Annotated in this window: 24 protein-coding genes and 2 tRNA genes; 10 read left to right on the top strand and 16 right to left on the bottom strand. The window is 66.7% G+C overall.

Going from position 1 to position 24,708, the window contains the following annotated elements; all coding sequences use genetic code 11:
- The first annotated feature begins 25 nt into the window (after window positions 1-25).
- Entirely contained in the window at window positions 26-274 is a 249-nt protein-coding gene (locus ACZ6JE_RS10435) for a cell division protein CrgA (protein WP_192061201.1), read from the top strand.
- Window positions 275-446: 172 nt separating this feature from the next.
- On the opposite strand, the gene ACZ6JE_RS10440 is transcribed toward ACZ6JE_RS10435, so the two are convergent.
- Both ACZ6JE_RS10440 and ACZ6JE_RS10445 read right to left on the bottom strand, forming a co-directional pair.
- On the bottom strand, window positions 447-1,304 hold the full coding sequence (locus ACZ6JE_RS10440; RefSeq protein ID WP_192061202.1) for a rhomboid family intramembrane serine protease: 858 nt from the start codon (window positions 1,302-1,304) through the stop codon (window positions 447-449).
- Window positions 1,305-1,844: a peptidylprolyl isomerase gene (locus tag ACZ6JE_RS10445; protein WP_192061203.1), complete on the bottom strand. Its 540-nt coding sequence runs from the start codon at window positions 1,842-1,844 to the stop codon at window positions 1,305-1,307. It lies immediately after the preceding gene.
- A 138-nt stretch (window positions 1,845-1,982) separates the two neighbouring features.
- Between ACZ6JE_RS10445 and ACZ6JE_RS10450 the strand changes: the two genes are divergently transcribed.
- The gene (locus ACZ6JE_RS10450; RefSeq protein WP_243213713.1) at window positions 1,983-2,519 is read left to right on the top strand and encodes a hypothetical protein; all 537 of its coding nucleotides are present in this window, start codon (window positions 1,983-1,985) and stop codon (window positions 2,517-2,519) included.
- Window positions 2,520-2,873: 354 nt separating this feature from the next.
- Here ACZ6JE_RS10450 and ACZ6JE_RS10455 read toward each other — a convergent pair.
- From ACZ6JE_RS10455 to dnaA, 10 genes are all read right to left on the bottom strand, one after another.
- Window positions 2,874-2,946 (bottom strand) — tRNA-Ala (locus tag ACZ6JE_RS10455).
- Between the two features lie 40 nt (window positions 2,947-2,986).
- A tRNA-Ile gene (locus tag ACZ6JE_RS10460) sits at window positions 2,987-3,060 on the bottom strand.
- An 84-nt stretch (window positions 3,061-3,144) separates the two neighbouring features.
- Entirely contained in the window at window positions 3,145-3,552 is a 408-nt protein-coding gene (locus ACZ6JE_RS10465; protein ID WP_243213711.1) for a DUF3566 domain-containing protein, read from the bottom strand.
- Entirely contained in the window at window positions 3,545-6,214 is a 2,670-nt protein-coding gene (gyrA, locus tag ACZ6JE_RS10470; RefSeq protein WP_192061205.1) for a DNA gyrase subunit A, read from the bottom strand. Before gyrA ends, ACZ6JE_RS10465 begins: the two co-directional genes overlap by 8 nt.
- A 76-nt stretch (window positions 6,215-6,290) precedes the next feature.
- Window positions 6,291-8,270, bottom strand: coding sequence for a DNA topoisomerase (ATP-hydrolyzing) subunit B (gene gyrB, locus ACZ6JE_RS10475; protein ID WP_192061206.1), 1,980 nt, complete (start codon window positions 8,268-8,270; stop codon window positions 6,291-6,293).
- A gap of 165 nt (window positions 8,271-8,435) precedes the next feature.
- Window positions 8,436-9,005 carry a DciA family protein gene (locus ACZ6JE_RS10480; protein WP_243213707.1) on the bottom strand — a complete coding sequence of 190 codons (570 nt, stop codon included), beginning with the start codon at window positions 9,003-9,005 and terminating at the stop codon, window positions 8,436-8,438.
- Window positions 9,002-10,171, bottom strand: coding sequence for a DNA replication/repair protein RecF (recF, locus tag ACZ6JE_RS10485; RefSeq protein ID WP_192061207.1), 1,170 nt, complete (start codon window positions 10,169-10,171; stop codon window positions 9,002-9,004). Before recF ends, ACZ6JE_RS10480 begins: the two co-directional genes overlap by 4 nt.
- Before the next feature lie 16 nt (window positions 10,172-10,187).
- Window positions 10,188-11,075 carry a phosphogluconate dehydrogenase (NAD(+)-dependent, decarboxylating) gene (gene gnd, locus ACZ6JE_RS10490; protein WP_464318899.1) on the bottom strand — a complete coding sequence of 296 codons (888 nt, stop codon included), beginning with the start codon at window positions 11,073-11,075 and terminating at the stop codon, window positions 10,188-10,190.
- A gap of 54 nt (window positions 11,076-11,129) precedes the next feature.
- On the bottom strand, window positions 11,130-12,278 hold the full coding sequence (dnaN, locus tag ACZ6JE_RS10495; RefSeq protein ID WP_192061209.1) for a DNA polymerase III subunit beta: 1,149 nt from the start codon (window positions 12,276-12,278) through the stop codon (window positions 11,130-11,132).
- Window positions 12,279-12,772: 494 nt separating this feature from the next.
- On the bottom strand, window positions 12,773-14,188 hold the full coding sequence (dnaA, locus tag ACZ6JE_RS10500; protein ID WP_055799026.1) for a chromosomal replication initiator protein DnaA: 1,416 nt from the start codon (window positions 14,186-14,188) through the stop codon (window positions 12,773-12,775).
- 366 nt (window positions 14,189-14,554) lie between these two features.
- On the opposite strand from dnaA, the gene rpmH reads away from it, so the two are divergent.
- The 8 genes from rpmH to ACZ6JE_RS10540 all read left to right on the top strand — a co-directional run bounded on the left by rpmH (window position 14,555) and on the right by ACZ6JE_RS10540 (window position 19,808).
- Window positions 14,555-14,692, top strand: a complete 138-nt coding sequence (gene rpmH, locus ACZ6JE_RS10505) for a 50S ribosomal protein L34 (RefSeq protein WP_043595303.1) — start codon at window positions 14,555-14,557, stop codon at window positions 14,690-14,692.
- A 9-nt stretch (window positions 14,693-14,701) separates the two neighbouring features.
- Window positions 14,702-15,040, top strand: a complete 339-nt coding sequence (gene rnpA / locus ACZ6JE_RS10510) for a ribonuclease P protein component (protein WP_192061210.1) — start codon at window positions 14,702-14,704, stop codon at window positions 15,038-15,040.
- On the top strand, window positions 15,037-15,399 hold the full coding sequence (gene yidD, locus ACZ6JE_RS10515; RefSeq protein WP_464318900.1) for a membrane protein insertion efficiency factor YidD: 363 nt from the start codon (window positions 15,037-15,039) through the stop codon (window positions 15,397-15,399). The genes rnpA and yidD overlap by 4 nt, the downstream gene beginning before the upstream one ends.
- 10 nt (window positions 15,400-15,409) lie before the next feature.
- Window positions 15,410-16,372, top strand: a complete 963-nt coding sequence (gene yidC, locus ACZ6JE_RS10520; RefSeq protein WP_192061212.1) for a membrane protein insertase YidC — start codon at window positions 15,410-15,412, stop codon at window positions 16,370-16,372.
- Window positions 16,373-16,395: 23 nt separating this feature from the next.
- Window positions 16,396-16,974: a Jag family protein gene (locus ACZ6JE_RS10525; RefSeq protein ID WP_464318901.1), complete on the top strand. Its 579-nt coding sequence runs from the start codon at window positions 16,396-16,398 to the stop codon at window positions 16,972-16,974.
- Between the two features lie 20 nt (window positions 16,975-16,994).
- The gene (gene rsmG / locus ACZ6JE_RS10530) at window positions 16,995-17,636 is read left to right on the top strand and encodes a 16S rRNA (guanine(527)-N(7))-methyltransferase RsmG (protein WP_464318902.1); all 642 of its coding nucleotides are present in this window, start codon (window positions 16,995-16,997) and stop codon (window positions 17,634-17,636) included.
- Window positions 17,637-17,958: 322 nt separating this feature from the next.
- On the top strand, window positions 17,959-18,861 hold the full coding sequence (locus ACZ6JE_RS10535; protein WP_308196159.1) for a ParA family protein: 903 nt from the start codon (window positions 17,959-17,961) through the stop codon (window positions 18,859-18,861).
- The gene (locus ACZ6JE_RS10540) at window positions 18,861-19,808 is read left to right on the top strand and encodes a ParB/RepB/Spo0J family partition protein (RefSeq protein WP_192061216.1); all 948 of its coding nucleotides are present in this window, start codon (window positions 18,861-18,863) and stop codon (window positions 19,806-19,808) included. The genes ACZ6JE_RS10535 and ACZ6JE_RS10540 overlap by 1 nt, the downstream gene beginning before the upstream one ends.
- A gap of 915 nt (window positions 19,809-20,723) precedes the next feature.
- On the opposite strand, the gene ACZ6JE_RS10545 is transcribed toward ACZ6JE_RS10540, so the two are convergent.
- The 4 genes from ACZ6JE_RS10545 to trxB form a co-directional block, all read right to left on the bottom strand.
- A complete protein-coding gene (locus ACZ6JE_RS10545; RefSeq protein WP_464318903.1) occupies window positions 20,724-21,683 on the bottom strand; it encodes a D-alanine--D-alanine ligase family protein in 960 nt (319 codons plus the stop codon).
- A gap of 49 nt (window positions 21,684-21,732) precedes the next feature.
- A complete protein-coding gene (locus ACZ6JE_RS10550; protein WP_192061218.1) occupies window positions 21,733-23,040 on the bottom strand; it encodes an aminotransferase-like domain-containing protein in 1,308 nt (435 codons plus the stop codon).
- A 114-nt stretch (window positions 23,041-23,154) separates the two neighbouring features.
- A complete protein-coding gene (gene trxA, locus ACZ6JE_RS10555) occupies window positions 23,155-23,481 on the bottom strand; it encodes a thioredoxin (RefSeq protein ID WP_055799001.1) in 327 nt (108 codons plus the stop codon).
- Between the two features lie 68 nt (window positions 23,482-23,549).
- Entirely contained in the window at window positions 23,550-24,548 is a 999-nt protein-coding gene (gene trxB / locus ACZ6JE_RS10560; protein ID WP_192061219.1) for a thioredoxin-disulfide reductase, read from the bottom strand.
- Between the last annotated feature and the right edge of the window lie 160 nt (window positions 24,549-24,708).

Here is a 24,708-nt window from a genome sequence, read left to right on the forward strand (position 1 = left end):
AAGGCCCCACGGTATGATGTCGGCCATGGCCAAAGACACGAACCGCACCTCGAAGCCCATCGATCCGCGCGAGACGCGCACGGCCGCAGACGCCCCGAACCCGGTGTGGTTCAAGCCCGTCATGTTCGGCTTCATGCTGATCGGGCTCGCCTGGATCGTCGTCTTCTACGTCAGCCAGAGCACGCTGCCCGTGCCGTCGATCGGCTCGTGGAACATCCTCGTCGGCTTCGGCATCATGTTCATCGGGTTCCTGATGACGACCCGCTGGCGCTAGAACACACCTTCGGACTTACACGGATGTAACTATCCCCAGTGTTAATAAACCTGTGGATAACTTTCTGTGGACAACGGTGTGAAAAGTCCCGGCCCGGCCACGAACGACAGAAGAGGCGGCTCCTGAACGGAGCCGCCTCTTCTGTCGTCTGCGTGTTCGAACCCTCGCCGGGTCAGATGATGCCGTAGGCCTGTGCGAGTTCGTACGAGCGCCAGAACACGATCGCGAGCACGACGACGCCGATCCCGGCGATCGCGGCGGTCTGGACCGCGCGCTTCGACCGATGCCGGGTCTTCGAGAACACGAACGCGACCGCGGCACCGGCCACGAGGCCGCCGACGTGCGCCTGCCACGAGACGTTCGGCAGGACGATGCCGATCACCAGGTTGATGCCGACCAGCACCAGCAGCTGCACCCCGTTCGAGCCGCCCAGACTGCGGGCGATCACGAAGAACGCCGCCATGAGGCCGAAGATGGCCCCGGAGGCGCCGATCACGCTCGACAAAGGAGCGATCAGCGAGACCGCTGCCGCGCCTCCTACCCCGCTGATGAAGTACAGCGCCAGGTAGCGACCTCGGCCCAGCGTCCGCTCGAGCTGCCCGCCGAAGATGAACAACGCGTACATGTTGAACAGCAGGTGCAGCAGACCGGCGTGCGCGAACAGCGACGTGACGAGTCGCCACGGCTGAGTGATCTCGAACGGCGCCGAGAACGACAGCTGGTTCGTCAGAGCGGAACCGAAGACGAACTGCAGCACGTACACGAGCACGCTGACGCCGATCAGCGAATACGTCGCCACGGGCGCACCGCTCGCCGACGCGCTCCGCATGCGGGTCACGACCGCGGGCTGGACCCGCGGGGCGTTGCTGCGCGCCTCACGAACGCACTCCGGGCAGTGCACACCGACGGCCGCCGGTGTCTGGCACTGCCCGCAGATGGTCCGTCCGCAGCGCTGGCAGAGCACGAAGCTCTGCCGATCGGGGTGTCGGTAGCAGAAGTTGCCCGCATCCGACGGAGAGGGTCGCGTCACTTAGACCTCGTCGATGGTGACGCTCTGGATGACGACGTCCTCGAGGGGCTTGTCGCGAGCGTCGGTCTTGACCGCCTCGATGGCGTCGACGACCTTCTTGGACTCGTCGTCGGCCACCTCGCCGAAGATGGTGTGCTTGCCCTGCAGCCAGGGGGTGGCGACGGTCGTGATGAAGAACTGCGAACCGTTGGTGCCCTTGCCGCCCTGGGTGCCGGCGTTGGCCATGGCGAGGACGTACGGCTGGCTGAAGTCGAGCTCGGGGTTGATCTCGTCGTCGAACTGGTAGCCGGGGCCGCCGATGCCCTGGCCGAGCGGGTCGCCGCCCTGGAGCATGAAGTCTTTGATGATGCGGTGGAAGACGACACCGTCGTAGAGCTTGTCGGTGCTGACCTTGCCGGTGCCCGGGTGCTTCCACTCGATGGTGCCGGTGGCGAGGCCGGTGAAGTTGGCGACGGTCTTGGGGGCGTGGTTGCCGAACAGGTTGACCTTGATCGTGCCGAGCGAGGTCGTCACGGTGGCAACAGAAGTGTGCTTTGACATGGACCTCATTCTTTCACAGGGGCCCGTCGACCTCAGGGTGGGTACAGAATTCGTGGTGTTCCCTGTCAGGTTGCGTCGTGCCAGGATGGAGGAGCCAGTATCCCTCTGGCCCCGTTGCCTACTCGTTGGAGGAACACTGTGGCCCTGTCACGCAAGCAGAAGAAGGAACTGAAGAAGTTCAAGAAGCACGCGTCCGACGTGTGGACGGAGCAGCGCGAGGTGCTCGGCCACGCTGGCAAGGTCCTCGTCGACGTCCGCGACGCCGGAGTGAAGGCCGCCAACAAGGAGGTCGTGCCCCGGGTCCGTTCCGCGGTGGACAACAACGTCCGCCCGGCCGTGTCGACCGGTCTCGCCGCCGGCAGCAAGTACGCGACCAAGGCTCAGGACCGCCTGAAGCACGACGTGTACCCGAGCGTGCAGTCGTACCTGAACGGTCTCGACATCACGAATGACCCCAAGGTGCAGAAGGCCGTCAAGAACGCCAAGAAGCAGGGCGCGAAGGTCGCGAAGAAGTACGCTCCCGCCCCCAAGAAGTCGGGCCCCGGCGTCGGCGGCGTGCTGCTGATCGGCGTGGGCGTCATCGCCCTCGGCGCTCTCGTCTTCGCCGCCGTGCAGACGCTCCGTGCCGACGACGAGCTCTGGGTCGCGGACGACGACGCCGACACGAAGGCTTAGTCTCCGCCGAACCACCGAGAGGGCCCGCATCCAACGGATGCGGGCCCTCTCGCCGTCCGGAGCCGGCACGTGCAGCCGGCGCCCGTACACGCTCCCCGGCGCCCGCACACGCTGCCCGCCGCCCGCACACGCTGCCCGCCGCCCGCACACGCTGCCCGCCGCCCGCACACGCTGCCCGCTGCCCGTACGTCTGCTTCGGCGGGTTCGTGTCATCTGCGGCGGGTCAGCGCTGACCCGCCCCCGATGACACGAACCCGCCGAACCGGAACGTGCCAGCGCTGAGGCATGACGAGCACAGACAAGAAATCCCCGCTGCCCGAGGACATCGGGGAGCGGGGAAAGAAGTACTTCTCGTGGAGCCTAGGAGAATCGAACTCCTGACATCCTGCTTGCAAAGCAGGCGCTCTACCAACTGAGCTAAGGCCCCGTGGAGCTGGGGTTTCACCCGCTGGTGGATCTCACGGGAGTGGGGCTAACAGGACTTGAACCTGTGACCTCTTCGTTATCAGCGAAGCGCTCTAACCGCCTGAGCTATAGCCCCCGAACCGTCGTAAAGCCTACAACACCACGACGGAGTTTCCGAATCGTCGACGCGGCGGCCGCGTCGACGATCCGATGGAACGGATCAGTTGTTGGTGAAACCGACGAGGAGACCGCCGGTCACACGCACACTGAGGTTGTAGAGCACCGCGACGATGGCGCCGATCACGGTGCCGATCACGACGTTCAGGATGGCGACGACGATCGCGAAGAGCATGACCTGGCCGATGCTGAACGACTCTTGGATCGAGAAGTCCTGATCGCCGAGGATGTCTCGCAGCAGCTGGTCCAGGTCGTTGAAGATGCCCGTCTGGTTGAGGATCAACCAGATCAGGAACGTCGCGACGACGGTGATGATGCCCAGGGCGACCGCGATCAGGAACGAGAGCTTCACGACCGACCAGAAGTCGATGTAGACCAGCTTCAGCCTGACCTGCTTGGTGCCCGCAGGTCGCTTGGCTTTGCGCTGAAGTCGCTCGGCGACACTACTCATTGATCGGTTCCTCTCCGGTGGTGCCGTCGTTCGGCACATCGGTCGTCGTGGCGTCGGTGTCGACGGCGTCGATCACGTCTCCGGGACTGACGGCCGGTACGGCCTCGTTGTCACCGACGGCATCGATGACAGCCTCGTCGGACTGTGCCACGAGGTTGCGCTCGGTGTTGCGCGCCACGGCGATGATCCGATCATCTGCGGCGAACCGTGCGAACACGACACCCATGGTGTCGCGGCCCTTGGCAGGCACCTCGGCCACGGCAGACCGTACCACCTTGCCGCTCGACAGCACCACGAGCACCTCGTCGTCCTCGCCGACGATGAGTGCGCCGGCGAGGTCGCCCCGCGCCTCCGCGAGCTTGGCGACCTTGATGCCGAGACCGCCTCGGTTCTGCACCCGGTACTGGTCGGCGGCGGTGCGCTTGGCGTAGCCGCCCTCGGTCACGACGAACACGTAGCCCTCGTCGTCCGAGACCGACGCCGACAGCAGCGTGTCGCCCTCGCGGAACGTCATGCCCTTCACACCCGACGTCGACCGACCCATCGGACGCAGCGAGTCGTTCGTCGCCGTGAAGCGGAGCGACATCCCGTGGCGCGAGACGAGCAGCAGATCGTCGTGCTCGTCGACCAGCAGGGCGGAGACGAGCTCGTCGTCGTCGCGCAGGTTGATCGCGATGATGCCGCCGGTGCGGTTCGTGTCGTACTCGGTGAGCGCGGTCTTCTTGATCAGACCGTCGCGGGTGGCTAGCACCAGGTACTGGGCCACCTCGTAGTCGCGGATGTCGAGCACCTGCGAGATCTGCTCGTCGGGCAGCATCGCGAGCAGGTTCGCGACGTGCTGGCCCTTCGCGTCGCGACCGGCCTCCTGGAGCTCGTAGGTCTTGGCGCGGTACACGCGACCCTTGTTCGTGAGGAACAGCAGCCAGTGGTGCGTGGTGGTGACGAAGAAGTGATCGACGACGTCGTCGGCGCGCAGCTGCGCACCCCGCACGCCCTTGCCGCCGCGGTGCTGGCTGCGGTAGTTGTCGCTGCGGGTGCGCTTCACGTAACCGCCGCGGGTGATGGTGACGACCATCTCCTCTTCGGGGATGAGGTCCTCGACGCTCATGTCGCCGTCGAAGCCGAACATGATCTCGGTGCGCCGGTCGTCGCCGAACTTCTCGGTGATCTCGGCCAGCTCGTCGCTGACGATCGTGCGCTGGCGCTCGGGCTTCGCGAGGATGTCCTTGTAGTCGGCGATCTCGCGCTCGAGCTTGTCGGCGTCCTCCTGGATCTTCTGCCGCTCGAGGGCGGCCAGACGGCGCAGCTGGAGGTTGAGGATGGCCGAGGCCTGGATCTCGTCGACCGTGAGGAGGTCCATCAGGCCGACCCGCGCCTCCTCGACGGTGGGCGACCGGCGGATCAACGCGATGACCTCGTCGAGGGCGTCGAGCGCCTTCAGGTAGCCGCGCAGGATGTGCACGTCGGCTTCGGCCTTCTTCAGACGGAAGCGGGTGCGCCGCTGGATGACGTCGATCTGGTGATCGACCCAGGCCGAGATGAAGCCGTCGAGCGCGAGCGTGCGCGGGATGCCGTCGACGATCGCGAGCATGTTCGCGCCGAAGTTCTCTTGCAGCGACGTGTGCTTGTAGAGGTTGTTCAGCACGACCTTCGCGACCGCGTCGCGCTTGAGCACGATGACGAGTCGCTGACCGGTGCGACCCGAGGTCTCGTCGCGGATGTCTGCGATGCCGCCGACGCGACCGTCTTTGACGAGCTCGGCGATCTTGATCGCCAGGTTGTCGGGGTTGACCTGGTACGGCAGCTCGGTGACGACGAGGCAGGTGCGACCCTGGATCTCTTCGACGTTGACGACGGCGCGCATCGTGATGGAGCCGCGACCCGTGCGGTAGGCGTCCTGGATGCCCTTGACGCCGAGGATCTGCGCGCCCGTCGGGAAGTCGGGCCCCTTGATGCGCTGCATGAGCGCCTCGAGCAGCTCTTCGCGCGACGCCTCGGGATTCTCGAGGTACCACTGCGCACCCGACGCGACCTCGCGCAGGTTGTGCGGCGGGATGTTCGTGGCCATGCCGACCGCGATGCCGACCGAGCCGTTGACGAGCAGGTTCGGGAACCGGCTGGGCAGGATGGCCGGCTCTTGCGTGCGGCCGTCGTAGTTGTCTTGGAAGTCGACGGTGTCTTCGTCGATGTCGCGGACCATCTCGAGTGCGAGCGGCGCCATCTTGGTCTCGGTGTACCGCGGTGCCGCGGCGCCGTCGTTGCCGGGCGAGCCGAAGTTGCCCTGGCCGAGCGCGAGCGGGTAGCGCAGACTCCACGGCTGGACCAGACGCACCAGCGCGTCGTAGATCGCCGTGTCGCCGTGCGGGTGGAACTGACCCATGACGTCGCCGACGACGCGTGAGCACTTCGAGAACGCGCGGTCGGGGCGGTACCCGCCGTCGTACATCGCGTAGATGACCCGGCGGTGCACGGGCTTCAGGCCGTCGCGGACCTCGGGCAGCGCGCGCCCGACGATGACGCTCATCGCGTAGTCGAGGTACGAGCGCTGCATCTCGAGCTGGAGGTCGACCTGCTCGATGCTGTCGCGCTTCAGCGCCGCCGCGAAGGTGGGCGTGACCTCGGGGTCGGTGCCCTCGGGGGTGTCTGTCGGCTCGTCGGCCATGATTCTCCGTTTGTCGTCGTCGGCCCCGATCTGCTCCGCGGGGCGCGGATGTCCTCCGGATCACCGGAGGCGCGTGTCAGATGTCGAGGAAGCGCACGTCTTTCGCGTTCTGCTGGATGAAGTTGCGTCGCGACTCGACGTTCTCGCCCATCAGGGTGTCGAAGATCGTGTCGGCGGCCGCGGCGTCCTCGAGGGTCACCTGCAGCAGGGTGCGGGTCTCCGGGTCCATCGTGGTCTCCCACAGCTCCTTGTAATCCATCTCGCCGAGGCCCTTGTAGCGCTGGATCGCGTTCTCCTTGGGGATCCGCTTGCCGGCGGCGCGACCCGACACCAGCACGGCGTCGCGCTCGGCGTCGCTGTAGACGTACTCGTGCGGCGCGTTGCTCCACTTGAGCTTGTAGAGCGGCGGCTGTGCGAGGTAGACGTAGCCGAGGTCGATCAGCGGACGCATGTAGCGGAACAGCAGGGTCAGCAGCAGCGTCGTGATGTGCTGGCCGTCGACGTCGGCGTCGGCCATCAGCACGATCTTGTGGTACCTGGCCTTGTCGGGGTCGAAGTCCTCGCCGATGTCGGCGCCGAAGGCCTTGATCATCGCCTGGACCTCGTTGTTGCCGAGCGCGCGGTCGAGACGGGCCTTCTCGACGTTGAGGATCTTGCCGCGGAGGGGCAGGATCGCCTGGGTCTCGGGGTTGCGCCCCTGCACGGCCGAACCGCCGGCCGAGTCGCCCTCGACGATGAAGATCTCGCTGAGCGAGGGGTCTTTGCTCTGGCAGTCCTTCAGCTTGCCGGGCATGCCGTTCGACTCGAGCACGCCCTTGCGGCGGGTCTGCTCGCGCGCCTTGCGGGCGGCCATGCGGGCCTGCGATGCGAGGATCCCCTTGCGGACGATCTCGGCGGCCTGACGCGGGTTGCGGTCGAACCAGTCGGTGATCTGGTCGAACGCGACCTTCTGCACGAACGACTTCGCCTCGGTGTTGCCGAGCTTCGTCTTCGTCTGACCCTCGAACTGCGGTTCGCCCAGCTTGATCGAGATGACGGCGGTCAGGCCCTCGCGGACGTCGTCGCCCGTGAGGTTGTCGTCCTTCTCCTTCAGCAGCTTGTTCTTCGGGTCTTTCGCGTAGCGGTTGACCAGCGTGGTGAGCGCCGCACGGAATCCCTCTTCGTGGGTGCCGCCCTCGTGCGTGTTGATCGTGTTCGCGTAGGTGTGGACGCTCTCCTGGTACGAGGTGTTCCACTGCATGGCGACCTCGAGCGAGATCTTCTTCTCGGTGTCCTCCTGCTCGAAGGCGATGATGTCGTCGTGGACGGTCTCGACCTTCTTCACCGTGTTGAGGTACTCGACGTAGTCGACGAGGCCCTTCTCGTAGTGGAAGACGTCGTGCCTCGGCTCGGCGTCGTCCTCTTGCACGCGCTCGTCGCTGAGCTCGATGCGGAGGCCCTTGTTCAGGAAGGCCATCTGCTGGAATCGGGTGCGGAGCGTCTCGTAGTCGAACTCGATGCTCTCGAAGATCTCGGCGTTGGGCCAGAAGGTGATCGTGGTGCCGGTGGTCTCGTCCGCCTCGCCCTTGGCGAGCGGGGCGACGGGCACACCGTCGGTGAAGCTCTGCCGGTACACGTTGCCCTGGCGGCGGACCTCGACGTCGAGCTCGCTCGAGAGCGCGTTGACGACGGAGCTGCCGACGCCGTGCAGACCGCCCGAGACCGCGTACCCGCCACCGCCGAACTTGCCGCCGGCGTGCAGCACGGTGAGGACGACCTCGACCGTCGACCGCCCCTCCACCGGGTGGATGTCGACCGGGATGCCGCGGCCGTTGTCGACGACGCGCACGCCGCCGTCTTCGCGCATCGTGATCTCGATGTGGTCGCAATGCCCCGCGAGGGCCTCGTCGACCGAGTTGTCGACGATCTCGTACACGAGGTGGTGCAGACCCCGGGGCCCTGTCGAGCCGATGTACATGCCCGGTCGCTTGCGGACGGCCTCGAGCCCTTCGAGCACCTGGATGTCGCCGGCGCCGTAAGAGTGGTCGGGTTGGGCGTCGGTGGTGTCAGGTGACATGTGCGGGGAGGCTCCTGCCGGATGGGACGAGGGTGGAACGCCCGTTCTCCGAACCCCTGGAGAGGCCGGCGGACGACCTTCCGAGTCTACCGCAGGCCCGTCCGCGACGGGGCGAAATCCGCCCTCAGAGGGATTTTCTCCACCGCCTTGGACGATTCACCCTCGTCACCCGTAGGTATCGCGAGGACCACGCCCTGGAACCGATCTGGGACCGCGTTTCCAGGTCGGGGCGTTGGGTGCCAAGAATCGCACCGACTGGATGCCCGCCTCGGGGTACCTCTGGACGATGGTCGTGGTGACCTGTCCGCGCATCAGACGGAGCTGCGTCGCCCAGGCCGTCGAATCGCACTGCACGGTGAGCGTGCCGTCGTCGATCGACACCGGATGCGAGTGCCCCGAGAGCTCGTCGCCCACCAGCGCGGGCCACGCCTCCATCAGCTCGGACTGCGCGAGCGGGGAGTTCCAGCCCATCTCGGTCGTGACGCTGGCGAGCACGTCGGCGATGCCCCGTGGCTCGCGACCCGTGCCGAAGGGCTGACTCGGCGATCCGAGCTTGATGGCCTTGCGTCGTCGACCGTCGCGCGACCGGCTCGTGGGGTCGCCGAAGACCCGGCGGAAGCGCAGATACACCCGCTGCGCCTCGTCGGCGGGCGGCGGCTCCACCGGCGGCAGCTGCGGGCCGGGGACCGGAGGAGGCGCGGCGCCGGTCTCGGACGGATCGGGCGCGTCGGTCACGGGGTCGCCTCGTCGACGATGGTGCCGGCCGCGATGCGCACGGTGTGCGCCTTCAGCCGCTGCGGCACGTCGCCCTCGACCGCGGCGGTGATGAGCACCTGCTCGTAGCCGGCGACCTCGTCGGCGAGACGCTCGCGGCGGGATCCGTCGAGCTCGGCGAACACGTCGTCGAGCACGATGACGGGGTCGCCGGTGGCCGACTCGGAGCGGACGACCGCCGCCGACGCGAGCTTCAATGCCAGAGCGAACGACCACGATTCGCCGTGGCTGGCGTAACCGCGTGCCGGGAGGCCGTTCAACGAGAGGAAGAGGTCGTCGCGGTGCGGCCCGACCAGGGTGAGACCGCGATCGAGCTCGGAGGGACGCACGCGGGCGAGCGCCTCGCGGAACACGTCGGCGACGGACTCGGCCGGGATCGCCTCGTCGGGGACCTCCGCGGCCGCCGCGGTCTCGTCGTCGGGGACGGACCCGCGGATGCTCAGCACGGTGGCGAGCCGGGCCCGGTGGTCTTCACCGGCCACGGCGGCGTAGGCGCGGGCGACCTCGGGGGCGAGATCGGCGGCCAGTCGATCGCGCGCGATGATGAGCTCGCTGCCGAGGGCGACGAGACGTTCGTCCCAGATGTCTAGGGTGCCGAGCTGACCGGCCTTGACGCCGCTGGCCCTGGCCGACTTGAGCAGGGTGTTCCGCTGCTTCAGCACCCGCTCGTAGTCGGTCTGGACGCCGGCGAAGCGAGGTGATCGGGCGACGAGCAGCTCGTCGAGGAACCGGCGGCGACCCGACGGTTCGCCTCGCACGAGCGCGAGGTCTTCGGGGGCGAACAGCACGCTGGTGAAGTAGCGCGGCAGCTCGCGGGGCTTGATCGCGCCGCGGTTGATCTGCGCCCGGTTCGCCGACGACCGGTTGATCTGCACCTCGGCGAGCAGCTCGCGACCGTCGGCCTCGAGTCGGGCCCGGACGATCGCGGAGTCGGCGCCCTGTCTGATGAGGGCGGCGTCGCTCGAGACGCGGTGCGAGCCGAGACTCGAGAGGTAGCCGAGCGACTCGACCAGGTTCGTCTTGCCCTGGCCGTTGCTGCCGACGAAGAGGTTCGGCCCGCGCGCGAGGCCGACTTCTGCAGTGGTGTAGTTGCGGAAGTCGGTGAGACTGAGATGCAGTACTCGCACGCGGGCCGGAGAGGCGCTAGGCCTTCTTGACCGCGTGGCCACCGAACTGGTTGCGCAACGCGGCGACGGCCTTCATGGTCGGCGAACCCTCGCCCTGACGCGAGACGAAGCGCGCGAAGATCGACGCGCTGATCGTCGGCATCGGCACGGCGTGGTTGATCGCCTCTTCGAGAGTCCAGCGACCCTCGCCGCTGTCCTCGACGTAGCCCGAGATCTCGGCGAGCTTCGGGTCGGCCTCGAGGGCGAGGACCATCAGCTCGAGCAGCCAGGAGCGCACGACGGTGCCGCGCTGCCAGGCCTTGAAGGTGCCGGGCACGTTCTTGATCAGGTCGGAGCGGGCCTCGAGGAGCTCGTAGCCCTCGCCGTAGGCCTGCATGATCGCGTACTCGATGCCGTTGTGGACCATCTTCGCGTAGTGACCTGCGCCGGTGTCGCCGGCGTGCACGAAGCCCTCTTCGCGGGGGCCCTCGGGACGGAGCGCGTCGAAGATCGGCTGTGCGACGGCGACGTTCTCGGTGGAACCGCCGACCATGAGGCCGTACCCGTTGTCTTTGCCCCAGACACCGCCCGAGACGCCGGCGTCGATGTACTTGATGCCCTTGGCGCCGAGCAGCTTCTCGTTCGCGAAGTCGCTGGTGAACTTGCTGTTGCCGCCATCGATGACCAGGTCGCCCTCGGAGAGCTCCTTGGAGAGGTCTTCGATGACGGCGGCGGTGATGTCACCCGCGGGGACCATCACCCAGACGATGCGGGGGCTGGGGAGCCCGGCGGCGAGATCGGAGAGCGTGGCGACGTCGGAGACGGCGGGGTTGGCGTCGTAACCGGTCACCTCGATGCCCTTGTCGCGGAGGCGGGCACGCATGTTGTTGCCCATTTTGCCGAGACCGACGAGGCCGATGTGCATAGGTTTCCTTTGTTCGTGGGAGGCGCGGGTGGGCGCCTGCTCTGGGGGGCGCGTCTAGCGCAGGAGGAGGTTGGGCTGCAGCAGGTACTTGTAGCTGTCAGCGCCTGCCTGGTCTTTGGAGGACTGACTGGTGATCAGCACCGGACCGGGCTTGTTCGGGTTCTCCGTCTTCGTGAAGGAGATGCGGACGAACTCGGAGTGGACTGCTCCGAGACCGTCGAGGAGGAACTGCGGCTTCAACGAGACCACGGTGTCCTCTCCCGTCAACAACGCATCGATCGACTCTGACGCCTGCGCCTGCTCGCTACCGATGGCCTCGAGGGTGAGGCCGTCGATGGTGAACGTGAACCTGAGGGCCGCCTCGCGCTCGAGGACGAGCGAGACGCGGCGGATGGACTCGACGAGCTCGGCCGTGTTGATCACGGCGTAGTTCTCGACGGTCTCGGGGAAGAGCCGCTTGACCGGGGGGAAGTTGCCCTTGATCAGCAGCGAGGTGACGGTCTTGTTGCCGGCCTGGAACGCGATGAGCTCGCGGTCGTCGCTGCCGGTGATCGACACGGAGACGGTGGTCGCGTTGCCGAAGGTCTTGCCGACCTCCTGCAGGGTGCGGGCCGGGACGAGCGCGGTGGTCGTCTCGGCGCTGGCCGCGGTGCCCGGGTCGAAGTCGATACCTCGGACGGCCACGCGGTAGCGGTCGGTGGCCACGAGCGAGAGTGCGTTCTCGGTGACCTCGAGCTGGACACCCGTGATGACCGGGGTGACGTCGTCGCGTGACGCGGCGACGGCGACCTGCGAGACGGCCAGTGCGAAGCGGTCGCCGGGTACGACACCCGACTGCTCGCCCACCGTCGGCAGCGTCGGGTACTCCTCGACGGGCATGCTCAGCAACGAGAAGTTGGCGGACCCGCAGCTGACCGCGATGCGGTTCTCCTCTGTGGAGAACGTGACGGGAGCGTTCGGCAGGCGACTCGCGATGTCCGCCAGCAGACGCCCGGAGACGAGGATCGTGCCGGGTTCGTCGACCTCGGCGGGGATCTGCGTCTGAGCCGAGACCTCGTAGTCGAACGACGACAGGGTGAGGCCGTCGGCGTCCGCCTCGATCAGCACCCCGCTCAGGATCGGCAGCGTGGTGCGCTGCGGAAGGAGCTTCACCGCGAAGGAGACGGCATCGCTGAAGACGTCACGGTTGACCTGGAACTTCACGCGGGGGACCCCTATCGACTACCTGCTCGTGGATGGCCGGTTAATACTGGCACAGCAATCGGCGCCCCGGACCCGTGGCCTCGAGGGCCCTCGATCCGTCCACAAGGTTGTCTCTCCAATGATTTCTTGTAATGAGGATTAACAGTCTTAACCGTTGTGCACAGTGTGGATAACCTGTTAAAAACCCCGCGGCGACAGGGAACTACAACCGTGTGACTTGTGCACTCGGTGTGGACCGGAATCACAAACTCCGGGACGACCGCCGGTGGGGTCGAGGGCTGTTCCCACAGGGTCATGTCATCCGTGAACAACCGGCCCCCAAGTTATCCACCACTTTCCACAGGTTATCCACACTGTGGGATCGTCCGGTCTCCTTGGGTGCTGTTGCGCGCCTCCTGCAGGTCGACGAGACGACGAACGGGCGCCGACCGATGGTCGACGCCCGTTCGGACGGTGCTGCCGGGAGGTGACGATCTCGCCCCTCGACCGGGCCCTTATTTGTAGCGGGTGTCCTGTTTGATGCGGCTGGTGAGCTCGGTGACCTGGTTGTAGATCGACCGGCGCTCCTTCATCAGCTCGCTGATCTTCTTGTTCGCGTACATGACCGTCGTGTGGTCGCGGTTGCCGAACAGCTGACCGATCTTCGGCAGCGACAGGCTGGTCAGCTCGCGGCACAGGTACATCGCGATCTGCCTCGCGGTCGCGATCGCCTGCGACCGCGACGAGCCGTAGAGGTCGTCGACCGAGAGCTTGAAGTAGTCGGCGGTGTGGTTGATGATGTCGACCGGCGCGATGATGTTGTCTTCATCTAGCGTGATGAGGTCCTTCAGCACGGTCTGCACCAGCGCCAGGTCGACGGCCGTCCGGTTCAGGCTCGCGAACGCCGTGACCCGGATGAGCGTGCCCTCGAGCTCGCGGATGTTGCTCGACACCTTCGTGGCGATGAACTCGAGCACCTCGTCGCGGATCTGCAGCTTCTCGCTCTGCGCCTTCTTGCGGAGGATCGCGATGCGGGTCTCGAGGTCGGGCGCCTGCACGTCGGTGATGAGGCCCCACTCGAAGCGCGAGCGCATGCGGTCCTCGAAGCCGGTCAGGTGCTTCGGCGGCAGGTCGCTCGTGATCACCAGCTGCTTGTCGTGATCGTGCAGCGTGTTGAAGGTGTGGAAGAACGCCTCCTGGGTGCTGTCCTTCCCCTGCAGGAACTGGATGTCGTCGATCAGGAGGATGTCGATCTCGCGGTACCGCTGCTGGAACAGGTTCGAGCGGTTGTTCGCGATCGAGTTGATGAAGTCGTTCGTGAACTCCTCGCTGCTGACGTAGCGGACGCGGATGCCCGGGTACATCGTCTCGGCGTAGTGGCCGATGGCATGGAGGAGGTGCGTCTTGCCCAGACCGGACGACCCGTAGATGAAGAGGGGGTTGTAGGCCTTGGCCGGCGCTTCTGCCACGGCGACCGCGGCGGCGTGGGCGAACCGGTTCGAGGCCCCGATGACGAAGTTGTCGAAGCTGTACTTCGGGTTCAGTCGCGAGTCGTTGCGCTTGCCCGTGGTCGGCGACTCGACCGGGGTGGGGACGAACGGGGCCTCGATGTAGTGGGCCGGCTCGGTCTGCTCGGGCTGCTGGGTGAGGGTGTCGGGCGTGATGTCGGGGTTGACCGTGATGGCGAAGCTCGCGACCGAGTCGTCGCCGAGCGCGGCGATCGATTCGAGGAGCGGACCCCGGATGCGCTGTTCGAGCATGCCCCGGGTGAGGTCGTTGGGCACCTCGAGGTAGAGGGTGCCGCCGAGCACGCCCTTCGGCTCGACCAGGCTGATGAAGCCGTGCAGCTGGGGGGTGATGCGGTCGTCGGTGGTCAGACTCGCGAGCACGGACCGCCAGAGGTCCTGGACCGGATCGACGGTGTTCGCCACGGGGATTTCTCTTTCTGCCGGTGATCTGCGTGCTGGGCACGCCGTGCGCCCCGGGGGCGACGGCATCTCGGCGTACCGAGTTATGCACAGCTTTGTCCACGGGTCGGCGGTGGCCGATTCAGCCGGGAGTGGTGCTCGTTCCCCGTGTTTACGCGGATCCGGAGCGGGAGGTACCCACCCTAGTTCGGATGAGTATGTCTTCTGCAATCGGAGTTTTCAACACTGTGGATAAACTCCCCCGAGGCTGCCGTTTGACCGCAGGGCCGATGCCGCGTACTTTTAATCAGTTGATTTCAGCCAGTTGGGCTGTACAAGACTTCTCGGATCATGGCAGCAGGCCAGGTCCGCATCACTGGAGAAAACACCATGAGCAAGAGAACGTTCCAGCCGAACAACCGTCGCCGCGCCAAGAAGCACGGTTTCCGTGCTCGCATGCGCACCCGTGCGGGTCGCGCCATCCTCGCCGCCCGTCGTGGCAAGGGTCGCACCGAACTCTCCGCGTAGTCGCACCCGGTGTTGGCCAGAGCCAACCGGATCGTCCGCGCAGACGACTACCGAAACACCGTGCGCCGTGGCCGCAAGTCGGCCACGGCGCACTCGGTCGTCTACGTGCGTCGTCATGACGACGGCGGCGACGTCCGGTTCGGGTTCATCGTGGCCAAGACCGTGGGCAATGCGGTCGCCCGCAACACCGTGCGTCGTCGCCTCAAGCACGTCTGCCACGAGCTGCTGCCGTCGCTGCCTCCGGGCACCGACATCGTGATCCGCTCTTTGCCAGGCAGTGTCGACGTTTCCTGGTCTACCCTGCTGAGGGATATCTCAGGGGTCGTCGACAAGGTCGTGAAAGCGTGAGAGAACTCGTACTGTTCGTGTCGTTGCTTCCACGCAACGTCGCGATCGTCGTGCTCCGCTCCTACCGGGCGGTCATCTCCCCGCTCTACGGCGAGGTCTGCCGGTACCACCCGTCGTGCTCGCGGTACGCGCTCGAAGCGATCCAGCGGTACGGCGTCGTCGCCGGCTCCGCTCGCGGCGCCTGGCGCATCGCGCGGTGCAACCCCTGGGCGGCGGGCGGCATCGACGACGTCCCCGAACCGCGGTTCCAGAACTTCTCGATCACGGGCTCCGGCTTCGTGCTCCCCCGTCGTGCGGCTCGAGCCTCCGCTCCCGTCGCACCGCACGGTCTCCTCGTACAGAGCCACGGAAAGGGCTGACCCGAACACCATGGGCTTCATCGACACCATCCTCTGGCCCCTCAAGTGGGTCGTCGAGGCGATCCTCGTCGGCTTCCACGAACTCCTGACCAGTGCGGGCATGGGCTTCGACTGGGGCGGAACGTGGGTGCTGTCGATCGTCGGCCTGGTGCTCGTCGTGCGCGCGCTGCTCATCCCGATCTTCGTCCGGCAGATCAAGAGCCAGCGACGCATGATGGAGATCGCGCCCAAGCTCAAGAAGATCCAAGACAAGTACAAGGGCAAGCGCGACCAGTTCAGCCGCGAGGCCATGTCGCGCGAGACCATGGCGCTGTACAAAGACACCGGAACCAACCCGCTCAGCTCGTGCCTGCCGCTGCTGATCCAGATGCCGATCTTCTTCAGCCTCTTCTCGGTGCTGCAGAACGCCCAGCGCGAGGGCGTCGGGGTCGGCCTGCTGAACCAGGCGCTCTCCACGTCGTTCGGCGAGGCGACCCTCTGGGGCGCACCGCTGAAGGAGACCTTCCTCAGCGCCACCACCTGGGAGGTGCGTCTCATCGCCGCGGGCATGGTCGTCGTCATGACCGCGTCGCAGTTCATCACCCAGCTGCAGATCGTCTCCAAGAACATGTCGCCCGAGACCAAGGCGAGCCCCATGTTCAAGCAGCAGCGCATGCTCCTCTACGTGCTGCCCCTCGTCTTCGTCTTCTCGGGTCTCTCGTTCCCCCTCGGCGTCATGTTCTACTGGCTGACCTCGAACATCTGGACGATGGCGCAGCAGTTCATCGTCATCCGCAACATGCCCACGCCCGGCAGCGAGGCCGCGCTCGCCCGCGAAGAGCGCCTCGCTCGCAAGCAGCAGCGCAAGGGGCAGGGTCTGCCCGCGATCACGGTGACCGAGATCGAGTCGGCTCCGGCCGTGCCGAAGACCACCCAGCGCACTCAGCCGGTGGGCAAGAACCGCGCCAAGAAGCAGAACGGCAACAAGAAGTGACGAGCGAGACGGACCACAACGACGTGACGAACACGCAGCCGACCGACGCCGAGGGCGTCGCCTCCGAGACCGAGTCCCCCGAGGAGGCGCGGGTCGACCCGAGTGCCGCCGAGGGCTCCGACGAGAACGCGACCCGCGCCTCCTCGACGGGCGACCTCGACGAGGGTGAGATCGCCGCCGACTACATCGAAGAGCTGCTCGACATCTGCGACTTCGACGGCGACATCGACATCGAGGTCCGCGCCGGCCGCTCGTACATCTCGGTGGACTCTACGGGCGAGGGCAACCTCCGCGTGCTGTCGAAGCCGGACACGGTGAACGCCCTTCAAGAGCTGACGCGCATCGCGGTGCAGACCAAGACCGGTGAGTTCTCGCGGCTCATCCTCGACATCGGCGGCTCGCGCGCCATCCGCGAGGCGGAGCTCGGGGCCCTCGTCGACCGTGCGGTCGAGAAGCTCGAAGAGGGCGGCACCGCGGCGTCGCTGCCCCCCATGTCGTCGTACGAGCGCAAGCTCGTCCACGACATCGTGGCCGCCCGTGGCTTCACCTCGGAGTCCGAGGGCGAAGGCCGCGACCGCCACACCGTCATCACCCGCGCCTGAGTCGGCACGTCGAACGACCGATGGCCGACCAGAGCACCCTCGAGACCGAACCGGCCGTCGCCGCCGAGATCTTCGGCGACCGCATCGACGTGGTGCGGCAGTACGCACGTGATCTCGCCCAGTACGGCGAAGAGCTCGGTCTGATCGGCCCGCTCGAGCTGCCGCGGCTGTGGACGAGGCACATCGTCAACTCCGGTCTCGTCGCTCCGCTCCTCGTCGACGGCCGCGTGGGCGACGTGGGGTCGGGTGCGGGTCTGCCCGGCCTGGTGCTCGCGGCCGCACGACCCGGCGCGACGCTCGTGCTGATCGAGCCGATGGAGCGTCGCACGGATTGGCTGCGTGCCGAGGCCGAGCGCATGGGCCTGACGAACGTCGAGGTCGTGCGGGCACGTGCCGAGGAGGTCGAGCTCGACGGCTGGCTCGACCAGGTGACCGCCCGCGCGGTGTCGGCGCTGTCGAAGCTGATCCCGCTGACCGCTCCCCTGGTGAAGACGGGCGGCCAGCTGCTGCTGATGAAGGGCGCGCGGGTCGATGCCGAGGTCGACGCGGCTCGCAAGGTCATCGCGAAGAACCATCTCGTCGACGTCGAGGTGATCGAGCTGGGCGTCGGCGTGGTCGACCCGGCCGAGACGACCCGGGTGTTCCGCGCCACCCTGGCGTGACCACCTTCAGGAGGCGCGATCCGGCTCCACAGGAGCCGATCTGAGCGCGTTCGGTCGCGTCGGGGTGCGACTCGTGGTGGCTGTAGCGCTGAGAGAGTGTTTGACGCATGCGACACCCGATTTGGTACCTGAACTACCCTTGATCAGGAGTTTCGACGCTTTGTTTGTTATTGCACGCTCACCTCCGTGCTTTGTCGGTGCTGCAAGCTAAAGTTGAGCCAGTGCTCGACCTGTCGCCGCGCCTCCTCGGTGTTCGACTGTGTTCGTCGGGCGGCACCCACGTTGTTCCACGTGAAACATGGCGATTCGGAGAATCCATCCGGTGAGTTCCTCCACTGACTACGACGGCACCACTCCCCTGGCTCGGGAGCTCGCCGACCTGAATCGGCGCAAGGCGGCACTGTCGCGTGCGCCGCTTCCCCCGCCGGCGGAGACACGGGTCTTGACCGTGTCGAACCAGAAGGGTGGTGTGGGTAAGACGACGACGACGGTGAACCTCGCCGCCGCCCTGGCTCGCAGTGGCGCCCGCGTGCTCGTCATCGACCTCGATCCCCAGGGCAACGCCTCGACCGCTCTCGGAGTCGACCACAGGGCGGACACCCCGAGCGTCTACGACGTCATCGTCAACGACGGCAACATGGACGACGTCGTGCAGCAGAGCCCCGAGTTCGACACCCTGTTCTGCATCCCGGCCACCATCCACCTCGCCGGTGCTGAGATCGAACTCGTCTCTCTCGTCGCCCGTGAGCAGAGGCTCCGCACGGCGTTGGAAGCACACCTCGAGCGGACAGAGGCTGCGGGCCAGCGCTACGACTACGTGTTCATCGACTGCCCGCCGTCACTGGGTCTCCTCACCATCAATGCGTTCGTCGCTGCAGGAGAAGTCCTGATCCCGATCCAGTGCGAGTACTACGCGCTGGAGGGGTTGAGCCAGCTGCTCCGCAACATCCAGCTGATCGAGAAGCACCTCAACCCGCGTCTGGCCGTGTCGAGCATCCTGCTGACGATGTACGACGGGCGCACGAACCTGGCGCAGCAGGTCGTCGCCGACGTACGCGAGCACTTCCCCAAGGAGGCGCTCAAGACGCTGATCCCCCGCTCGGTGCGGATCAGCGAAGCCCCTGGTTACGGGCAGACCGTGATCAGCTACGACCAGAACTCCCCCGGGTCGATCTCGTACCTCGAGGCGGCCGCCGAACTCGCACACCGAGGAGCACCCCAGTAGTGGCTACGAAGAGAACCGGACTCGGGCGCGGCATCGGCGCTCTCATCCCCGTGAACGACGAGACACAGGGACGCCCTGTCGACGTGTTCTTCCCCACGGCGCAGCAGACGGCGGAAGACCTGGTCGCGGTGCCCGGGGCTCGGTTGGCGAACCTCAATCCCCTCGACGTGGTTCCGAACGCGAAGCAGCCGCGCACGGAGTTCCGTGACGAGGAGCTGGCTGAGCTCGTGACGTCGATCCGCGAGGTCGGTGTGCTGCAGCCCATCGTCGTACGGCCCCTGCCGAACAAGGGCAAGAAGACGACGCCGGTGCAGTACGAGCTCGTCATGGGCGAGCGCAGACTCCGCGCGACGAAGGAGCTGGGTCTCGCGACGATCCCGGCGATCGTCAAAGACACCGCTGACGACGCGATGCTGCGTGATGCTCTGCTGGAGAACCTGCACAGGGCTGAGCTGAACCCGCTGGAGGAAGCATCCGCCTATCAGCAACTTCTTGCCGACTTCGGCATCACTCAGGATGAACTCGCCACTCGCATCGGCAGAAGCCGACCTCAGATCACGAACACGCTGCGCCTTCTGAGGCTGCCGGCCAGTGTGCAGCGCCGGGTGGCTGCGGGCGTGCTGTCGGCCGGTCATGCAAGGGCGATCCTGTCGACGGGCGACCCCGTGCTGATGGAGCGTCTCGCGGAGAAGATCGTCAACGAGGATCTCTCCGTCCGACAGGCTGAGGCGATCGCTGCAGGGTCTCCGGCCAAGGCCAAGACCACCAAGGCGGCCGGCCGCCACCAAGCGCACCTCGACGAGATCGCCGAGGGCCTCGGCGACCGGCTCGAGACACGGGTAAAGGTCAACCTGGGTGCGCGAAAGGGGTCGATCACCATCGACTTCGCCACGATCGACGACCTGAACCGTATCCTGGGCGAATTGGGCCAGGATCCCGTGGTCTGAGGTCGAACTGGCCGTCTCGGCGGTCGTGTTTCACGTGAAACGCCCCCTCCTTGGAGGGGGCGTTTCGACGTCGAGGATGCTGGGCAGTCCTGTTACTTACACTGGCTGCGTACAGACCCGATTCATCGCCTGGCTTGGTAGGTGGGCCTGCCCTTCAGTCTCGCCCTGGCCCGGGTCCGGGCACCGTTCGTTGTCGCGGTCGTACCGTGCAGGGGCGTGCACGGCGATCTAGAGGGTCTGCTCGTCTCTGTGATAGCCATGCTGTGATGCTCGTCGCTGGACGCCGATGCGCTGTCACATGTCTGTGAACAGCAGTTTCGACGGTACGACCTGTTCTTCCGTGCTGTGTCGGGATATCCGAGTCGCCGATCGTGGCGCGACGCCCGAGCAATACATCCGCAGGGCCATGCGACGGGCAGGACTGCGGCGATCTAACTTGCGGCTGTGTCAGGACACCACGGAGAGGGCGCATGTGGTTGCGCAGGTATGTGAATCGATGGCGGTGGTCCATCTACGCATAGTCGCCTGCGCCGGTGCGCCGGTGCGCCGGTGCGCCGGTGCGCCGGAGCGCCGGTGCGCCGGAGCGCAAGTGCGGAGGTGCGCAGGTGCGCGGGTGTTCGAGAGGGAGGTGCCGGGTCCGCGGGTGGGCAGGCACGCAGCGTGCAAGTACGAGGTGATGGGTTCGGGGCTCGGGATCCGGGGTTTGGGGTTTAGGGTCTGCGGGTGCCCGGCGCCGTGCGCCAGGTGCAAAGGTCCGTGTGTCGTCGGTCAAGTCGGTACGTTTCACGTGAAACGGGACCGGCGCACGTGCCTCAGTAGCGCGACGAGGCACATGAAGGAGTTTTAACGCGAGAGAGTGCCGCACTTCCACCGGGTTTCACGTGAAACACAGCCACACAGATCGGCGTGGCAGACCTACTGGTGGTCGCGCACTGCCTTCTCAGCGAGCGCGGCATAGACGAGGCCGAGCTCGAAGCCAGCGGCATCGAGTGCCATGGGTACGAGAGAGGTCTCGGTGAGCCCGGGCAGTACATTCACCTCGAGGAACCACGCGGCACCCGCCGCATCGACGATGAGATCGACCCGCGACAGGTGCCGCAGCCCCAGTGCCTCGTGCACCGCGACCGCAGCCCGGGCCGCACCAGCAGCAGCGTCATCGTCGAGACGCGCGGGTGTGAAGAAGGTGGTCTCCCCCGCGTTGTAGCGCGCGTCGAACCCGTAGAAGCCGCTCCGCGGCACGATCTCCACAGCTGGCAGCGCCGTCGGACCATCACCGGTGTCGATGACCCCGACGGCGATCTCGGTGCCGGTGATCTTCTGCTCCACGATCACGTCGTCGCAGTACGTGTAGGCGTCGACCATCGCACGGGGCAGGCCATCTGCGGACTCGACGACCGTGACTCCCTGCGCCGAGCCTCCTCGGGCCGGCTTCACCACGACGGGCACCGGGTGCTCGTCGGCGATCGCTGCGAGGACTCCCGCGGCGCCCAGCTCGCGGAACGCGTCGTGCGACAGCGTGAGTCCGCGAGGGGTCAGAACCCCGGCTCGACGGGCGAGTTCTTTGGCCGTCGGCTTGTCCCATGCGAGTCGCGCCGCGGCGGAGGTGCTGCCGACGAACGGGATGTCCAGCGCCTCGAGTAGGCCCCGCAGAGCGCCGTCCTCACCGCTCGCCCCGTGCAGCACCGGCCACACGACGTCGGGCCGCGTCTCGGTCAGGTGAGCCAGCAGAGTCGCATCGGGATCACGCAGTTCCACCGTGATGCCGTGGGAGGTGAGACTGTCGACCACGCGCCTCCCTGATCGCAGCGACACGTCCCGCTCGTGCGAGATGCCGCCGGCGAGGACGGTGACGTTGCGCAGAGGGCTCGAGTTCATGGCCGGTGATCCTTCGGGAGAGAGAGCGGTGTTACGGGTAAAAGCCTGATCAGGAGATGTTCGGCGGAGGCATCGTGACGCCCTCGCGCTGACGGCTGGGCTTGCCGAGCTGCGCCCCCGAGAACGTGTTGAGCAGATCGAGCTCGCCATTGATCACGGTCGCCAGCCGGGCCACGCCGACTTTGATCATCTCGGACGTCGGGTAGCAGAACGACAGACGGATGTTCTGTCGCCCTCCCCCGTCGGCGTAGAACGCCGTACCGGGCGTGTAGGCGACGAGCTCCTTCACGGCCCGCGGCAGCATGGCCTTCGAGTCGAGCTCGTCGGGCAGCGACAGCCACACGAAGAAGCCGCCCTCGGGGCGCGTCCAGCTGAGCGACGGCAGGTACTCCCCCAAGGCCGACAGCATCGCATCGCGCCGCTCGCGGTAGAGATCGCGGAAGATGTCGATCTGGCCCCGCCAGTCGGCCTGATCGAGGTACTCGGTGATGACGAACTGACCGAACGAGTTCGGCGACAGGGTGGCCGACTCGTTCGCGAGGATCAGCTTCTCGCGGATCGCGTGCGGGGCCAGGGCCCAGCCGACGCGGAACCCGGGGGCGAGCGTCTTCGAGAACGAGCCGAGGTAGATGACGCCCTCGTCGTCGACCGAGCGCATGGCCTGCGGGGCCGGCTCGTCGAACGACAGCAGCCCGTACGGGTTGTCTTCGAGCACGAGGATGCCCGCGCTGCGGCAGATCTCGAGGATCTCGAGCCGGCGGGCCCACGAGAGCGTGACACCGGCCGGGTTGTGGAAGTTGGGGATGGTGTACAGGAACTTGATCGTGCCGCCCCGCGAGGTGACGGCCGTGATGGCCTCTCGCAGCGCCTCCGGGATCAGCCCCTCGTCGTCCATCGCGACGTGCTGCACATCGGCCTGGTAGGCCTTGAAGACGCCCAGGGCGCCCACGTAGCTCGGCGACTCGGCCAGCACGACGTCGCCCGGGTTGATGAACAGCCGGGTGACCAGGTCGAGCGCCTGCTGCGAGCCGGTCGTGACGACGACGTCGTCGGCGCTGCCGCGGATCCCCTCCATCGCCATGATCTGCATGATGTGCTCGCGGATCGCCGGTGTGCCCTGCCCCGAGCCGTACTGGAGCGCCATCGCGCCCCCGCCCTTCGACATGACGCGGTCGATCGAGCCCGTGACGAGCTCACGGGGCAGGGCCGACACGTAGGGCATGCCGCCGGCCAGGGAGACCACCTCGGGGCGGGAGGCGACGGCGAACAGGGCTCGGACCTCGGAGGCGCTCAGGCCGGCCGTGCGGTCGGCGTACGAGTCGTACCACGGATCGAGGTTGGTGCCCTTGTCGCTCATCTGCGTCCTTAACGGTCGGAGGGTGAATCGCTCAAGACTATGCCTGGTGCGGCGGTGAGACCACGAGAGCCCGCCCAGCGTGGTGCTGGGCGGGCTCTCGATGCGGTCTGTCGACTACGCCAGGAACTCCGCCAGGTCGGCCTCGAGGGCCTGCTTGGGCTTCGCGCCGATGACGGTCTTGACGACCTCGCCACCGCGGTAGACCTTCATGGCGGGGATCGAGGTGATCTGGTACTTCGCCGCGGTCTGCGGGTTGTCGTCGACGTTCAGCTTGACGATCTCGATCTTGTCGGAGTGCTCGGCCGCGATCTGGTCGAGGATCGGCGAGACGGCGCGGCACGGGCCGCACCACTCGGCCCAGAAGTCGACCAGGATCGTCTTGTCGGAGGTGATGACGTCGCTCTCGAAGGACGCGTCGGTGACTGCCTTGGCGGTGCTCATGGTGGTTCCTTTCGTCGTGGGGACTGTTAGGGCTGTGGGGTTCGCGAGACGGTGACCGGGTGCGCCGGTCAGACGCCCACCGCGACGGACTCGGCCGTGTCGATGCCCTCGGCCGCGCCCTCGGTGTTCTCGGCTAGAAACGTCTGGTCGAGGCTCGCCAGGAAGTGCTCGGCGTCGAGCGCTGCGACGACACCGGAGCCGGCGGCGGTGGCCGCCTGGCGGTAGGTCGCGTCGATGACGTCGCCGGCCGCGAACACGCCGCGGAGGTTGGTCTTCGAGCTGCGGCCCTCGACGGCGATCGTGCCGTCGACCGTGAGGTCGAGCTGGTTGTGGACGAGGTGCACGCGGGGGTCGTTGCCGATCGCGATGAAGAGACCGTCGAGGTCGAGGTCGCTGGTGCTGCCGTCGACCGTGTCGGTCAGCTGCACGCCCGTGGCCTTCTCGTCGCCGTTGATCTTCGTGACGGTCTTGTTCCAGAGGAACTCGATCTTGTCGTTGGCGAAGGCGCGCTCTTGCATGATCTTCGACGCACGCAGCGAGTCGCCGCGGTGGATGACGTAGACCTTGCTGGCGAAGCGGGTGAGGAACGTCGCCTCCTCCATCGCCGAGTCGCCGCCACCGACGACCGCGATCTCCTTCTGCTTGAAGAAGAAGCCGTCGCAGGTGGCGCACCAGCTGACGCCGCGGCCGCTGAGGCGCTCTTCGTCGGCGAGGCCGAGCTTGCGGTACGCGCTGCCCGTGGCGAAGATCACCGTGACGGCCTCCTCGACGGTGCCGTTGCCGAGCGTGACCTTCTTGACGTCACCGGTCAGGTCGACGCTGGTGACGTCGTCGAGCAGCACCTCGGCGCCGAACTTCTCTGCCTGCTCTTGCAGCTTGAACATGAGGTCGGGGCCCATGATGCCGTCGGGGAAGCCCGGGAAGTTCTCGACCTCGGTGGTCTTCATGAGCTCGCCGCCGGCCTCGACCGAGCTGGCCACGATGAGCGGCTCGAGCCCGGCTCGTGCGGCGTAGATGCCGGCCGTGTAGCCCGCGGGGCCGGAGCCGATGATGATGATCTGGCGCATGAGCACCTCTCTGGAAGATCGTGGCGGATGTCGTGCCAGATGCGTTCGAGCCGTGGTGCCCGATCGACGTTCTCGCCCGACCGTCTGAGTGAACACATCCTAACGACGGGCTATTCCGAGCGACCCGGGAGGCACGGCTCGCCCCTGCGGACTTCGCAGG

This window comes from Frigoribacterium sp. AC759 (assembly GCF_979256015.1).